Origin of the sequence: Pseudomonas sp. PSPC2-3, from assembly GCF_049898265.1 — a bacterium.
In the GTDB taxonomy this organism is placed as follows: Bacteria; Pseudomonadota; Gammaproteobacteria; order Pseudomonadales; family Pseudomonadaceae; genus Aquipseudomonas; species Aquipseudomonas veronii.
Genome location: NZ_JAFCXJ010000002.1, coordinates 78,816 through 90,956, shown reverse-complemented (window position 1 = coordinate 90,956; position 12,141 = coordinate 78,816). Strand labels below are relative to the sequence as shown.

Annotated in this window: 13 protein-coding genes and 1 pseudogene; 4 read left to right on the top strand and 10 right to left on the bottom strand. The window is 60.9% G+C overall.

From position 1 onward, the window contains the following. Window positions 1-33: 33 nt before the first annotated feature. From ACP7E3_RS04345 to ACP7E3_RS04325, 5 genes are all read right to left on the bottom strand, one after another. Window positions 34-711 carry a C39 family peptidase gene (locus ACP7E3_RS04345; RefSeq protein ID WP_126589046.1) on the bottom strand — a complete coding sequence of 226 codons (678 nt, stop codon included), beginning with the start codon at window positions 709-711 and terminating at the stop codon, window positions 34-36. Between the two features lie 62 nt (window positions 712-773). Then, complete coding sequence (locus ACP7E3_RS04340) at window positions 774-1,478, bottom strand: heme utilization protein (RefSeq protein WP_108526584.1); 705 nt, start codon at window positions 1,476-1,478, stop codon at window positions 774-776. 67 nt (window positions 1,479-1,545) lie between these two features. Continuing rightward, complete coding sequence (locus ACP7E3_RS04335; protein ID WP_057005235.1) at window positions 1,546-2,109, bottom strand: hypothetical protein; 564 nt, start codon at window positions 2,107-2,109, stop codon at window positions 1,546-1,548. Further along, complete coding sequence (locus ACP7E3_RS04330) at window positions 2,106-2,543, bottom strand: hypothetical protein (RefSeq protein WP_108526586.1); 438 nt, start codon at window positions 2,541-2,543, stop codon at window positions 2,106-2,108. The genes ACP7E3_RS04335 and ACP7E3_RS04330 overlap by 4 nt, the downstream gene beginning before the upstream one ends. A gap of 341 nt (window positions 2,544-2,884) precedes the next feature. Further along, window positions 2,885-3,874 (bottom strand): FecR family protein, encoded by a 990-nt coding sequence (locus ACP7E3_RS04325; protein ID WP_046383165.1) that lies wholly within the window; start codon window positions 3,872-3,874, stop codon window positions 2,885-2,887. A 267-nt stretch (window positions 3,875-4,141) separates the two neighbouring features. Between ACP7E3_RS04325 and ACP7E3_RS04320 the strand changes: the two genes are divergently transcribed. After that, window positions 4,142-5,176, top strand: a complete 1,035-nt coding sequence (locus tag ACP7E3_RS04320; protein WP_057005237.1) for an Ldh family oxidoreductase — start codon at window positions 4,142-4,144, stop codon at window positions 5,174-5,176. Between the two features lie 59 nt (window positions 5,177-5,235). Here ACP7E3_RS04320 and ACP7E3_RS04315 read toward each other — a convergent pair whose 3' ends face one another. Continuing rightward, the gene (locus ACP7E3_RS04315; RefSeq protein WP_017848397.1) at window positions 5,236-5,556 is read right to left on the bottom strand and encodes a DUF883 family protein; all 321 of its coding nucleotides are present in this window, start codon (window positions 5,554-5,556) and stop codon (window positions 5,236-5,238) included. A 162-nt stretch (window positions 5,557-5,718) separates the two neighbouring features. Between ACP7E3_RS04315 and ACP7E3_RS04310 the strand changes: the two genes are divergently transcribed. Beyond that, window positions 5,719-5,973: a hypothetical protein gene (locus ACP7E3_RS04310; RefSeq protein ID WP_017848398.1), complete on the top strand. Its 255-nt coding sequence runs from the start codon at window positions 5,719-5,721 to the stop codon at window positions 5,971-5,973. Here the strand turns inward: ACP7E3_RS04310 and ACP7E3_RS04305 are convergent. Then, window positions 5,945-6,874: a LysR family transcriptional regulator gene (locus ACP7E3_RS04305; protein ID WP_079443641.1), complete on the bottom strand. Its 930-nt coding sequence runs from the start codon at window positions 6,872-6,874 to the stop codon at window positions 5,945-5,947. The two genes, ACP7E3_RS04310 and ACP7E3_RS04305, sit on opposite strands and share 29 nt — an antisense overlap. Before the next feature lie 83 nt (window positions 6,875-6,957). Here ACP7E3_RS04305 and ACP7E3_RS04300 point away from each other — a divergent pair, with 83 nt between their 5' ends. Continuing rightward, entirely contained in the window at window positions 6,958-7,884 is a 927-nt protein-coding gene (locus tag ACP7E3_RS04300) for a carbon-nitrogen hydrolase family protein (RefSeq protein WP_026140204.1), read from the top strand. Window positions 7,885-8,022: 138 nt separating this feature from the next. Here ACP7E3_RS04300 and ACP7E3_RS04295 read toward each other — a convergent pair. From ACP7E3_RS04295 to ACP7E3_RS04285, 3 genes and pseudogenes are all read right to left on the bottom strand, one after another. Further along, window positions 8,023-8,253: pseudogene (locus ACP7E3_RS04295) on the bottom strand (GNAT family N-acetyltransferase); the annotation flags it as partial. A 6-nt stretch (window positions 8,254-8,259) separates the two neighbouring features. Next, entirely contained in the window at window positions 8,260-8,721 is a 462-nt protein-coding gene (locus ACP7E3_RS04290; protein ID WP_017848402.1) for an LEA type 2 family protein, read from the bottom strand. Window positions 8,722-8,733: 12 nt separating this feature from the next. Then, window positions 8,734-10,161, bottom strand: coding sequence for a nucleobase:cation symporter-2 family protein (locus tag ACP7E3_RS04285; protein WP_046383168.1), 1,428 nt, complete (start codon window positions 10,159-10,161; stop codon window positions 8,734-8,736). A gap of 234 nt (window positions 10,162-10,395) precedes the next feature. Between ACP7E3_RS04285 and ACP7E3_RS04280 the strand changes: the two genes are divergently transcribed. Then, the gene (locus ACP7E3_RS04280) at window positions 10,396-12,021 is read left to right on the top strand and encodes a methyl-accepting chemotaxis protein (RefSeq protein ID WP_411220195.1); all 1,626 of its coding nucleotides are present in this window, start codon (window positions 10,396-10,398) and stop codon (window positions 12,019-12,021) included. Window positions 12,022-12,141 lie beyond the last annotated feature (120 nt).

Below are 12,141 nucleotides of genomic sequence, written 5' to 3'. Positions count from 1 at the left end.
CCTGGAGCTTCCTACCCCTTATTGCGCTTCTATCTAGAAGAAGTCGCTCTGGATAAAACCGAAGTCCATCAATTCGCTGTCGCGCACCGGGCTGAACTCGTTCAGCTTGTTCTTGGCAGTCAGTGGCGTGGGTGGGTCGAGCAAGACGTTGGCCTTGTCGTAGCCTTCACCCAATACGGCGAATACGATGCCGTTCCAGCCCTTGATGAAATCGTCCTTGGCATAACGCTTGTGACCCAGCACGGGATCGCCGATATACACCCAGTCTTTGTCGGCGCGCTGCAGCACCACGAAGTGCTTGTAGCCGCGAATATCAAGCAGCACGACGACCGGCACTTTGACCGTGATCAGCACTTCCGGAGTGATCCGGTAGCCCCTGGCGCGCATGTTGATGCTTTCCAGGTAGTGCTTCATGTCGAGCATGGAGAAGCCCTGGGTACGCACCAGATCCTGGTCGGCGCTGGCCAGCATGCCCTTGATGACGTGATCTTCATCCACGTCCATCCAATAGGCTTGGCGCAGGATGGTCGCCAGTGCGGCGGCCCCGCAGCTGAAATCGGTTTTCTGTTCCACCAGGTTGGCGAACTTGCGCTCGCGGATGCTCTCGACCTTTTTGTAGATCAACCCACCGCCGGGCATGACCACGGCCATTTGCCCTGCCCAGGTTGGGCCGGTGAGTGCTAACAGCAGGCAGAAGGCGACGAGGCGCATGATCGTATGACCTGTTGGACACTGGAAATAAAAAGGGCCTTGTTGCCAAGGCCCGATCTGGATCAGAAGCGAGTGGTGGATTGGACCACTACGTTGTTCTGACCTTGGTTGTTGCTGCCCGACAGAACGTTGGAGTTCGACACCCCAGAGCTGTAGTTCATCGAGTTGTTCACGCTGGCGTTGTTGACAACGGGTTTGGCGCTCCAGCTGTGGCCGCTGCTGATGTTGAGCGTCAGGTTGCTGGATACTTCCTGCACGCCATTGACGGTTGCGAGGCCGCCAGAACCGTCTTTGTTCGACTGAACGACAGTGCTGTTGCTGGCTTGGTTGGAAGTGCCCGCGGCGGCGTTCAACTGAATGATGCCCGAAGCGTTGTTACCGCTATCGTTGAGGGAGGCATTGTTTTTGGTGCCGCTGTTGATCACCAGGTTACCGGTGTTCGACTGTGCGGAGTTCACGGCGGCGAACACGAAATCAGCATCGGCAGACTGAACGACTACGTCGTTTTTGCCTTGGTTGTTGTCACCGCTGAGAACGTTGCCGTTGGCTACGCCGCTGCTGTGGTTGTAGGAGCTGTTGGCCGACGCGTTGTTTTGGGTTTTGTCATTGATCACCACGTTGCCATGGTTGCTTTGACCGTCATTGGCGGCCGCGGCAGCGACGGTTGGTGGTTGTGGATGATGATGAGTCTGACCCGCTTGAGCAGCAACAGCCATGAGAGCAGCGAGAGCGAAAGCCAGTGGTTTAAGAGCCATTGTAGGTTTCATGGTGTATCTCCTTGCTTCTATTTAGTTGGTTAAGTGTTGGTACGGTGTAGCTGGCGACTCAGCTCCATCAGTTGAGTCGTACATTCAGGGTGTTAGCCACTCGGTTCCCCACCCCGGCGCTCTGGTTGACCTGTACCACTCCACGGCTGCCGGTGAAGGCCTGGTCGCTGGTAACGACCTGGCGGCTGCCAGTGATAGGGTTCAACCCTGAGTCTGTTGCAAGTGCAACGTTCTGTTGCGACATGACACTGTCGTCGATGCTCTGCGGGCCAGCGTTGATGCTGATTCGCACGGCATTGATCATCTGGTTCTGGGCCCCGGCCGACTGGTTGACACTCAGTACACCGTTGCCATTGCTGAAGGAGGTGCCGTGGATCGCCGCTTTGGCATCCATGGCGCGGTCTGCGGCAGCGCCGCTGATTTTTTGGGTGATGGCGATGTTCGCCTGGGCGTTGTGGCCCACCGCGATCGCGACGTTGTTGCTCAGTTGTTGCTGGTCGCCTGCGGCCTGGTTGAGCGTCACGACGCCGTTGTATTGCTTGGCAGAGTTATCAATCGTCGCGTTGTTGCTGCTGTCGGCCATTGCCGCCGTGCAGCCCAGTACCGCGAGGAGCATCCAGGAAGCCTTCATTTCATTGCCCCCCCGATCATGCCGCCGATATTGCTCACCGGGGCCAGGCCGCGGGATACCGCGCCGTTGACCGTACCGGCGATACCGCTGCCGCCATGGCCGGCTGCGCTGCCAGCGCCCAGGCCGATGCTATTGGTGTTGGTCAAGCCGGCCAGGTCGCCATTGGGCATGATGCTGCGAGTGATGCTGGCGCCACTGCTCACACCGGCGATGTCGTTGTCGCTGAGTTCGCTGTTGACGGTTGCCGACGGATTGGTATTGACCGTGGTGGGGTAGGGGTCTGTGCCGCGTGTCCGGCCTATCGCGTAAGGTTGGACCTGACGTTGAACGACGATCACACCATCACCTGCCGCGAGCACTGGAAGGCTCACGCCGGTACTCAGTACACAGCTGATCAGCAGGAGGCTCAATGAGCCTGGATTATGCGTATCCACGGCAGTATTCCTTATTCACCGCGCTGACCCTAAACAGCGCTGTAAGGGATAGAGCAGAAGGCGTGCCGCTTTCAATTTATTATTGTTAATCAAATAGTTATGAAACTTAGCAGGCTAAGTGATGGCCATACTGTTTCAGCGTTGATACAGCTGGCCGACGCCGGCCGGCAATTTCCGATACGCCTGGCGCGCAGGCGGTGAGTTCGGGAGCCTGTATCAGCGCTGTAACACTTCGTGTAACAAAACCGGGAGTTCGCGCCGGTCGGGCCGTTCAGGGCAGGGAGGTGTTTCAAAAATGGACACTGCGGGCGCAATCAGGCCCGCAGGGACAGGCAGAAGCCTCAGCCCTTGGGCGCTTTACGTGGGATGGAGTTGAGGACGGGATTGCCATCCTGGTTCTGGGTCAGGTAGACCGGCAAAACCTTGGGCAGGGAGGGGACGAGGTTGTTGACCTCGCTGATGTTATAGATGCCGCCGATGCGGATTGTTCCGGTGCCGATATCGGCCAGCATCACCGGTTTGTTCAGGTAGCGGTTGATCAACGGTAACGCGTCGGCCAGGGCCAGGTTGTCCAGGACCAATTTGCCCTGGCGCCAGGCGAGGGCGCTGTCGTTGGGGTTGATCGGGCGCACGCTTGGGGTGGCATCGCCTGGTTGATAGCTGGCTTGCATGCCTGGAGTCAGCGGCACGCTGCCGTGTGCCGGGTCGCTGGAAATCTGCACCGAGCCTTCGAGCAGCATCACCCGCACCTGATTTTCGTATTTCCACACGTTGAATTGGGTGCCGGTCACGCGCACCTGTCCTTCACCGGCCTTGACGACAAACGGATGGGTGCTGTCATGGCTGACCTTGAAAAACGCCTCGCCCTTGCTCAGTGTGACCCGGCGCTGGTCCTTGTAATCGGCGTAGACCAGTTCGGTGCCTAGGTTGAGCTCAACCTGGCTGCCATCGGCCAGGGTGACCTGGCGCAGGCCATTGCTGGCCTCGAACCGTTCATAGGCAGTCGGCAACCAGCCCGCTTCCCAGCCAGTGAACGCCGCCAGGGGCAGCGCGGCCAAGCACACTGCGGCAGCCACCGCGTAATCGCGCAGCCGGCGACGCGGTCTGAACGGCGCTACGAGCGGCGCATGGCGTGGCAAGTGATCGGCCACGTCCCAGATTTCCAGCATCGCCGCGTATTCGAAGGCATGCAGCGGATGAGCATCGTGCCATTGTTGAAAGGCCTGTCGTTCGTCCGCCGTGCAATCACTTGCATGCAAGCGCATGCACCAATGCGCGGCGGCGTCGGTGATGGCGTCATATTCGGCTTCTAAAGCAGACTTTTCGGTCATTAATTCATCCTGATTTCCCACATTCTAACCTCCCGAGACCGGGGGCGAGAACAGCCTTCATGGCAATTGCGCATCAATTGAACTTTTATTCTCGTTGGGGCACGCCCAAACAGGCTGGTGACGGAGTTGCGACACACCGTAATGGACGGCGAAGCGCGTCAGGCAGTAGATAACTCAAGCGCCCGTTGACAGCAGGCACGGGAGGCGTTGTTTAATCGTCGGTCTGGATTCTTGTTGTCTCTTCCAATTACAAAATCGGAGCTACAGATGTCTGCCCAGTCCCCGAGAGTTGACGATTCTTCAGCGTTCATCGGTTTCAACGACCTGGTGGGGTTGCTGCACGCGGTGTTTGTGAAGCACGGCACGTCGCCGCAAGTGGCGCAGATCCTCGCGCACAATTGCGCCAGCGCCGAGCGCGACGGCGCCCACAGCCATGGCATCTTTCGGATGCCCGGATATATCAGCACGCTGGAGAGCGGCTGGGTCGATGGCAAGGCCACGCCGGTGGTCACGGATGTCGCTTCCGGCTTCGTGCGGGTCGACGCCGCGAATGGCTTCGCCCAACCGGCGTTGGCGGCGGCCCGTGCGTTGCTGGTGGACAAGGCCCGCAGCGCCGGTATTGCGTTGCTGGCGATACACAACTCCCATCACTTCGCCGCGCTGTGGCCGGATGTCGAACCCTTCGCCGAGCAAGGCCTGGTGGCGCTGAGCGTGGTCAACAGCATGACCTGCGTGGTGCCCCATGGCGCCGATCGCCCGCTGTTCGGTACCAACCCGATCGCGTTTGCCGCGCCACGGGCGGACGGCGCGCCGATTGTGTTCGACCTGGCCACCAGCGCCATCGCCCATGGTGACGTGCAGATTGCTGCGCGCAACGGCGAGCGCCTGCCGCCGGGCATGGGCGTCGACAGCCTGGGCCAGCCGACCCAGGACCCCAAGGCCATCCTCGAAGGCGGTGCGTTGTTGCCGTTCGGCGGGCACAAGGGCTCGGCGCTGTCGATGATGGTCGAGTTGCTGGCCGCGGCCCTGACCGGCGGCAACTTCTCGTTTGAGTTCAACTGGGCCGATCACCCTGGCGCCCGCACGCCGTGGACCGGCCAGTTGTTGATCCTGATCGACCCGAGCAAAACCGCCGGGCAAAACTTCGCCGAGCGCAGCCAGGAACTGGTGCGGCAGATGCACGCGGTGGGGTTGCGGCGGTTGCCGGGGGATCGACGTCATCGCACGCGGGCGAAGTCGTTGGCGGCAGGCATTGAAGTGGACGCGCAGGCGTTGAATCAACTACGTGAGTGGGCCGTCTGAAAACCCGCGTAGCCGCTACCTCGCCAGGGTTCGGCAGTGGCTACGCAAGGCCTACAGTATTAGTTGCGACGACCGAGCAGCAGGCCGACCACCAGGCCAAAGCCTGCCGAGATCGCCACGGTCTGCCACGGGTGACCGCCGATGTAGGTTTCGGTGGCATCCACCACCGGCTTGCTGCGCTCGCGCACATTGGACACCGAATCGAGCGCTTGCTTGAGCTTGATAGCGACCTGCTCGCGCAGCGTTTCGCCTTCTTCGCCGACCAGGGAAGCACTGTTTTTGAGCAGTTTGTCCGACTCTTCGATCAGTGCAGTCAGTTCGCTGAACGCTTGATCCTTGATTTGATCTTCGACGACTTGGGCGGCAGATTTACGGGCCATTGTGTGACTCCTTGCAGGTAAATGTGACAGTGAACAATGGAGTGTCGGGCGGCGGCAAAAGTTGCAGTTTTTTGCCGGCCGGCGTGGGTATGCGAAATCCGAATCAGGAAACTTAGACCTACAGTGTAAGATGTCACCTATTTGTGCAGCAGGAAATTCAACATGAGCTTCAATCTCGCCAACAAGACCCTCGCCGAACGCGCCGAGCTGGAAGATGAAAAGTCCCGTCTCTACGACCTGTGGCAAAGCAACCTGGGCAAGGCCAAGGGCGAAGCCGCGCGCCTGTTCGGCGAGCGCGCCAAACGCAAGGGCAAGTGGGCCGAATGGGTTCGCGCGGAACTCGACGGCATGTCGCCGCCGGAGTTCTCCAACATGGTGCGCAGCGAAGTCAACAAGCTGATGGCGGCGGCGAAGTAAAGCTGGCGACAATCGCCTCGCGCACTTTCAGCAACATCGGATCAAGCTGAGCCTGAGTGCGCCAGCCCAGTTCCACCGGGTAGCGCGGCAGCGCCAGCGGGCACGGCAGAACCTGCAAGCCAGTCATACCAGCGATGGCTTCGGCGGCGTGCCCGGGAATGGTCGCCACCGCCTGGCTGCCCTTGAGCAGAAACGGCAACGCGGCGAAGTGGCTGGTGGAGGCACACACCTGGCGGCTCAGCCCTTGTGCCGCCAGCCCTTCATCGGTGATCCCGATAAACCCGCCGGATGACACCAGCACATGCTCGCGGCTAACGAACGCGTGCAGGTCGATGCATTGCTGGCCTGGCGCCAGACTGTGCGGGTCGACCAGGCAGCGGTAATCACCTTCTCCCAGCACCTGCCGGCTTAGGCGGCGTTCGGCAAAGCCGCCGGCGGTAATCGCCAGGTCGAGGCTGCGGTCGAGCAGGGCGGCGGCGACGATCTGGCTGTGGGTCTGACGGAAAATCACACGCAATTTCGGCAACCGCTGGGCAATTTCCGCCATCAGGCGGCGGCCGTAGGCAATCTCGAAGTCGTCGGATAAACCCAGCACCACGGAGCGTCCCTGATACTGCTGGGTGTCCGGGTGGGTCATTGCCAGGCTCTGTCGGCAGCGGTCCAACGCCTCACTGATCACCGGCTTCAACTGGTTGGCCCGCAAGGTCGGCGCCAGGCCACGGCCGGTTCGCACGAACAGTTGGTCGCCATACACCTCGCGCAAACGCCGCAGGCCCGCGCTGATTGCCGATTGGGTGACGCCCAGGCGCAACGCTGCGCGGCTGGCGCTGGATTCGTCGTGCAGGGCTTCGAAGGTTTTCAGCAGGTTGAGGTCGACTTGGGTGATATTTATCTGGCTCATATCATTCAGCACTGAGGTGGGCTTTATTCATGATCCGGGCTGGCTGGAGAATGGGCAACCCCTCATTGTTCGGAGTGATCCTGATGCCTGTTTCTATTGTGGCCGCCTTGCAAATCGGTTCCTTGCCCGGCGGCAAGGCTGACACCCTGGCGCAAATCCTGGCCTATGAAGAGCCGATCCTGCGCAGTGGCGCGCAATTGGTGGTGATGCCCGAGGCGCTGCTGGGCGGTTATCCCAAAGGCGAAGGCTTCGGCACGCAACTCGGTTATCGCCTGCCCGAAGGTCGCGAAGCCTTTGCGCGATATTTTGCCAACGCCATCGACGTGCCCGGCGCCGAAACCGAAGCGTTGGCCGGTTTGTCGGCGCGCACCGGTGCCAGCCTGGTCCTGGGCGTGATCGAGCGCAGCGCCAGCACCTTGTATTGCACCATGCTGTACTTCGAGCCGGCGCACGGCCTGGTGGCCAAGCACCGCAAGCTGATGCCCACCGGCACCGAGCGGCTGATCTGGGGCAAGGGCGATGGTTCCACACTGCCGGTGATCGACGCGGCGGTCGGGCGCATCGGCGGCGCGGTGTGCTGGGAAAACATGATGCCCCTGCTGCGAACGGCGATGTACGCCAAGGGTGTGCAGGTATGGTGTGCGCCCACGGTGGATGAGCGCGAGATGTGGCAGGTGAGCATGCGCCACATTGCCCACGAGAGCCGCTGTTTTGTGGTCAGTGCGTGCCAGGTGCAGGCATCGCCCGCAGCGCTGGGCGTTGAGGTGGCCAACTGGCCTTCAGATCGTCCGTTGATTGCAGGCGGCAGTGTGATTGTCGGCCCCATGGGCGACATCCTGGCTGGGCCGCTGCTGGGTGAAGCCGGGCTCTTGAGCGCGCAGATCAATACCGACGATCTGGTGCGCGCACGGTATGACTATGACGTGGTGGGGCATTACGCCCGGCCGGATGTTTTCGAGCTGGTGGTCGATGAGCGGGCCAAGCCGGGCGTGCGCTACATCACGGACTGAGTGCGGTAAAACCGGTGGGAGTCAGCCTACTCCCACCGGTTGATGTCTATCGCTTGAAAGAGCGGCGATCCAGCCACTCTTCACGGGTCATTTCCCAGATGTCCCGTGGAAAAATGCCTTCGACAAACTCACCTTCGTCGGCGCGCTTTGCAGGCGGATCGCCCAATGCCATTCCTCGCCCCGTGCCATGGCGGGCAACGCGATGTGTTCCAGGTAGTGACGCGCGCCGTCAGCCGGGTAGGGCCACGGCACCAGGGCATTGAGATAACGCACCACTTCCCAATGGGGGAACTGTTGCTGGATGCCCTCGGCATCGTCGAGCGTCAGCGGGCGCAGAATCAGGCGTTGGGTGACCAAGGTCGGTTGCATGGGGGGTTACCAAGTGGCGGTATTCGGCAGGTCCAGTGTTCCACGATCGACAAACCGCATGGTGCCGAACAGCCCGCCGGCCAATTTGCCGCGCAATACGTAGGGCAGGTTGTTCAAACTCTGGGTCTGGCTCAGGCCGAGGGTTTGCCGCAACACGGAAAACGCTGAAACGCTGACCGGCACCATCAGAACCGTCTCGGAAAAGCGTGGGATGCTTCCGCGCTGATCACTCACCCCCGACGCCAGCGGCCGGCCATTGACCTCCAGGTCCAGGGCCACGCCGTTGTAGTCGATTGCCGTTTCATTGGGGTTCTGCACCCGCAGCTTCACGGCGAAGCGCACTTCCAGGTCCTGGCTTTGCAGCGGCTCGATGCCCACCACGTTGATAGTGACCGGGTCGCGATTGGGGAACAGGGCGCAAGCGCTCAAGGTCAGCAGCAGTATCGATAGAACCATGAGCTTACGCATACGAAGGTGCTCCTAGTGCGTGACGTCCGGGTCTTGCATCACTTTGAGGGTTGAGGACTCCGGATCAAATTCATCTTCTTCCAGTTCTAAGAACTCTTCCGGCAGGAAAATGTTCAGCAGGATTGCACAGAACGCGCCTACGGTGATCGGCGATTCGAAGATGTTGTGCAGCGCCTTGGGCAGGTCGCGCAACACTTCCGGCACGGCGGCGACACCCAGGCCCATGCCCAGGGAGATCGCCACGATCAGCATATTGCGGCGGTGCAGGCCGGCTTCGGCGAGGATCTTGATCCCCGCCACGGCGACGGTGCCGAACATGATCAGCGTCGCGCCGCCCAATACCGGCTTGGGCATCAGTTGCAGCACCGCGCCGATCATCGGGAACAGCCCCAGCAGCACCAGCAGGCCGGCAATGAAGTACGCCACATAACGGCTGGCTACGCCGGTGAGTTGGATCACGCCGTTGTTCTGGGCGAACGTCACCATCGGCAGGCTGTTGAAGGTCGCGGCCATCGCCGAGTTGAGGCCGTCCGCCAGCAGGCCGGACTTGATGCGCTTGATGTACAGCGGCCCCTTGACCGGCTGTTGGGAAATCATCGAGTTGGCCGTCAGATCACCGGCGGCCTCCAGAGGCGAAATCAGGAAGATCACCGCCACCGGGATAAACGCCACCCAGTCGAACGAGAAGCCGTACTTGAACGGCACCGGCACGCTGATCAACGGCACCTGGGGCAAGGCCGCCATATCCACACGGCCCAGCCACCAGGCCACGATGAAGCCCAGGGTCAGGCCGATCACGATCGAACCCAGGCGCAGGAACGGGTTGTTGAAGCGGTTGAGTACCACGATGGTGAGCAGCACCAGCGCGGCCAGCCCCATATTGCTCGCGGCGCCGAGGTTGTCGGCGCCGAAGCCACCGGCCATGTCGGTGACCGCCACCTTGATCAGCGACAGGCCCATCAGGGTAATGATGGTGCCGGTCACCACCGGGGTGATCAGCTTGCGCAACTTGCCGATGAACTGGCTGAGCACGACTTCGATAAACGCCGCAAAAAAACAGATGCCGAAGATTGTCGAGAGAATCTCATCGGTGCCGCCACCCCGGGCCTTGACCATGAACCCGGCACTGAGAATCACGCTGATAAACGAAAAACTGGTGCCCTGCAGGCACAACAACCCCGAACCGATCGGGCCGAACGTGCGCGCCTGCACAAAAGTGCCGAGCCCCGACACGAACAAGGCCATGCTCACCAGGTACGGCACCTCGCTTTCCAGGCCCAGCACGCCGCCGACGATCAGCGTAGGGGTGATGATGCCGACAAAGCTCGCCAACACATGCTGCAAGGCGGCAAACATTGCGGCAGAGAAGTGCGGACGGTCTTCCAGGCCATAGATCAGGTCGGATTTATAGCGCGGGCGCGGGGCTTGAGCGTCAGACAAAATGCGGGCTCTGGACAGAAAATGGAGGCGCAGGATGCCAGAAACCGGAGATCGTCAGAAGTGTAAAAAAATATTTATGGAGGCCCTGCGAAAACCGCTGGGCCTGCCGATATCTTTTATAGGCCCACCCAACAATGACAACAAGTGGTGACCAAGGTCAGAGCAGCGTGTTGACGCCAGCTGATCAATCCGCTGCAGGGATGCGCGCAGACACTCCTTCTTGAGAATACCTCTATGTCTCTTCGTCATCTGAATATTGCCCCTCGAGCGTCTCTCGGTTTCGCATTCATTGCGTTGTTGGTGGTTGTATTGGGAGTGTTTGCAGTCAACCGCATGACGCTGATCCGTCAGGCGTCGGTGGATATGAGCAGCAACCAACTGCCCAGCGTGGCCTACTTGGGCAGCCTCACGGAAAACGTGTTGCGCATGCGTATCTTGTCGTTTCGCGTGCTGGTCAACCGTGAACCGGCCGCGTTGCAAGAGGCGCAAACGCGCATCGCCGCACTGATCGACAAGGTAAGAACCGCCCAGGCCGGTTACTCAGCGTTACCTTCCGTGCCTGAGGAAGCGGCCCTGTACAAGACGTTTGTCGGCACCTTGGACAACTACCTGACGGCCCAGGCCGAGATGCTGGCCCTGTCCCAGCAAAACAAGGTCGATGAGATGCGCGACTTGATCAATACCCGGATCAAGAACGGCACCGATCAGATGGGCGAGCAGTTGAACAAGCTGATCGCCCTCAACTCCGCTGGCGCCAAGCAGGCCAACGAGCAGGCCGGACGCAGCTATGACAGCGCTATCAGCGGGATCGTCGTGGTGGCCATAGCCGCCGCCTTGCTCACGGTACTGCTGGCCTGGTTGCTGACCCGCAGCATCGTCACGCCGCTGCGCAAAGCCGTGGAAGTGGCGCAAACCATTGCCGGCGGCGACTTGAGCAAAGTCATTGAAGACGATGGCAAGGATGAACCGGCGCGCTTGATCAGTGCATTGTCGGCCATGCAAACCAACTTGCGCCAGACCATCCAGCACATCGCCGGTTCGGCCACGCAATTGGCCTCGGCGGCGGAAGAGTTGAGCGCCGTCACCGAAGAAGCCTCCAAAGGCTTGCAGCAACAAAACAACGAAATCGACCAGGCCGCCACGGCCGTCAATGAGATGACCGCTGCCGTGGAAGAGGTGGCGCGGAACGCCGTGTCCACCTCCGAAGCCTCCACGCAGTCCAACCAGGCGGCACGGGAAGGCCGCGACCGGGTGGTTGAGACCGTCGGCGCGATCCAGACCATGACCCAGGATGTGCAAAACACCTCGTTGCTGATCGAAGGTCTGGCCACTCAGGGGCGCGACATCGGCAAGGTCCTCGACGTGATTCGGGCGATTGCCGAGCAGACCAACCTGCTGGCGCTCAACGCGGCGATCGAAGCCGCCCGCGCCGGTGAAGCCGGGCGCGGCTTCGCGGTGGTGGCCGACGAGGTGCGGGCCCTGGCCCATCGCACCGCGCAGTCGACCCAGGAAATCGAGAAAATGGTCGCCGGTATCCAGAACGGCACCGGTGAAGCCGTGCAATCCATGCAACAGAGCAACCAGCGCACCCATAACACCCTGGAAATGGCCCGCGCGGCCGGCGTGGCTCTGGAGCAGATCACTCAGTCGATCAGCCTGATCAACGAGCGCAACCTGGTGATCGCCAGCGCCTCGGAAGAACAGGCCCAGGTGTCCCGTGAAGTAGACCGCAACCTGGTCAACATCCGTGACCTGGCGACCCAGTCGGCGGCGGGCGCCAACCAGACCAGCGCGGCCAGCCATGAGCTGTCGCGCCTGGCGGTGGATTTGAATGCGATGGTGGCCAGGTTCGTTATCTGAGCCACTTTGCAATGCAATCCCAATGTGGGAGGGAGCTTGCTCCCGATAGCAATGGGTCAGTCAACTCATCTACTGACTGATCCAGCGCCATCGGGAGCAAGCTCCCTCCCACATTTGCTC

Coding starts and splice junctions, on each gene's coding strand:
- ACP7E3_RS04345 (WP_126589046.1), bottom strand. CDS start 711: ATGCGCCTCGTCGCCTTCTGCCTGCTGTTAGCACTCACCGGCCCAACC.
- ACP7E3_RS04340 (WP_108526584.1), bottom strand. CDS start 1,478: ATGAAACCTACAATGGCTCTTAAACCACTGGCTTTCGCTCTCGCTGCT.
- ACP7E3_RS04335 (WP_057005235.1), bottom strand. CDS start 2,109: ATGAAGGCTTCCTGGATGCTCCTCGCGGTACTGGGCTGCACGGCGGCA.
- ACP7E3_RS04325 (WP_046383165.1), bottom strand. CDS start 3,874: ATGACCGAAAAGTCTGCTTTAGAAGCCGAATATGACGCCATCACCGAC.
- ACP7E3_RS04320 (WP_057005237.1), top strand. CDS start 4,142: ATGTCTGCCCAGTCCCCGAGAGTTGACGATTCTTCAGCGTTCATCGGT.
- ACP7E3_RS04315 (WP_017848397.1), bottom strand. CDS start 5,556: ATGGCCCGTAAATCTGCCGCCCAAGTCGTCGAAGATCAAATCAAGGAT.
- ACP7E3_RS04310 (WP_017848398.1), top strand. CDS start 5,719: ATGAGCTTCAATCTCGCCAACAAGACCCTCGCCGAACGCGCCGAGCTG.
- ACP7E3_RS04305 (WP_079443641.1), bottom strand. CDS start 6,874: ATGAGCCAGATAAATATCACCCAAGTCGACCTCAACCTGCTGAAAACC.
- ACP7E3_RS04300 (WP_026140204.1), top strand. CDS start 6,958: ATGCCTGTTTCTATTGTGGCCGCCTTGCAAATCGGTTCCTTGCCCGGC.
- ACP7E3_RS04290 (WP_017848402.1), bottom strand. CDS start 8,721: ATGCGTAAGCTCATGGTTCTATCGATACTGCTGCTGACCTTGAGCGCT.
- ACP7E3_RS04280 (WP_411220195.1), top strand. CDS start 10,396: ATGTCTCTTCGTCATCTGAATATTGCCCCTCGAGCGTCTCTCGGTTTC.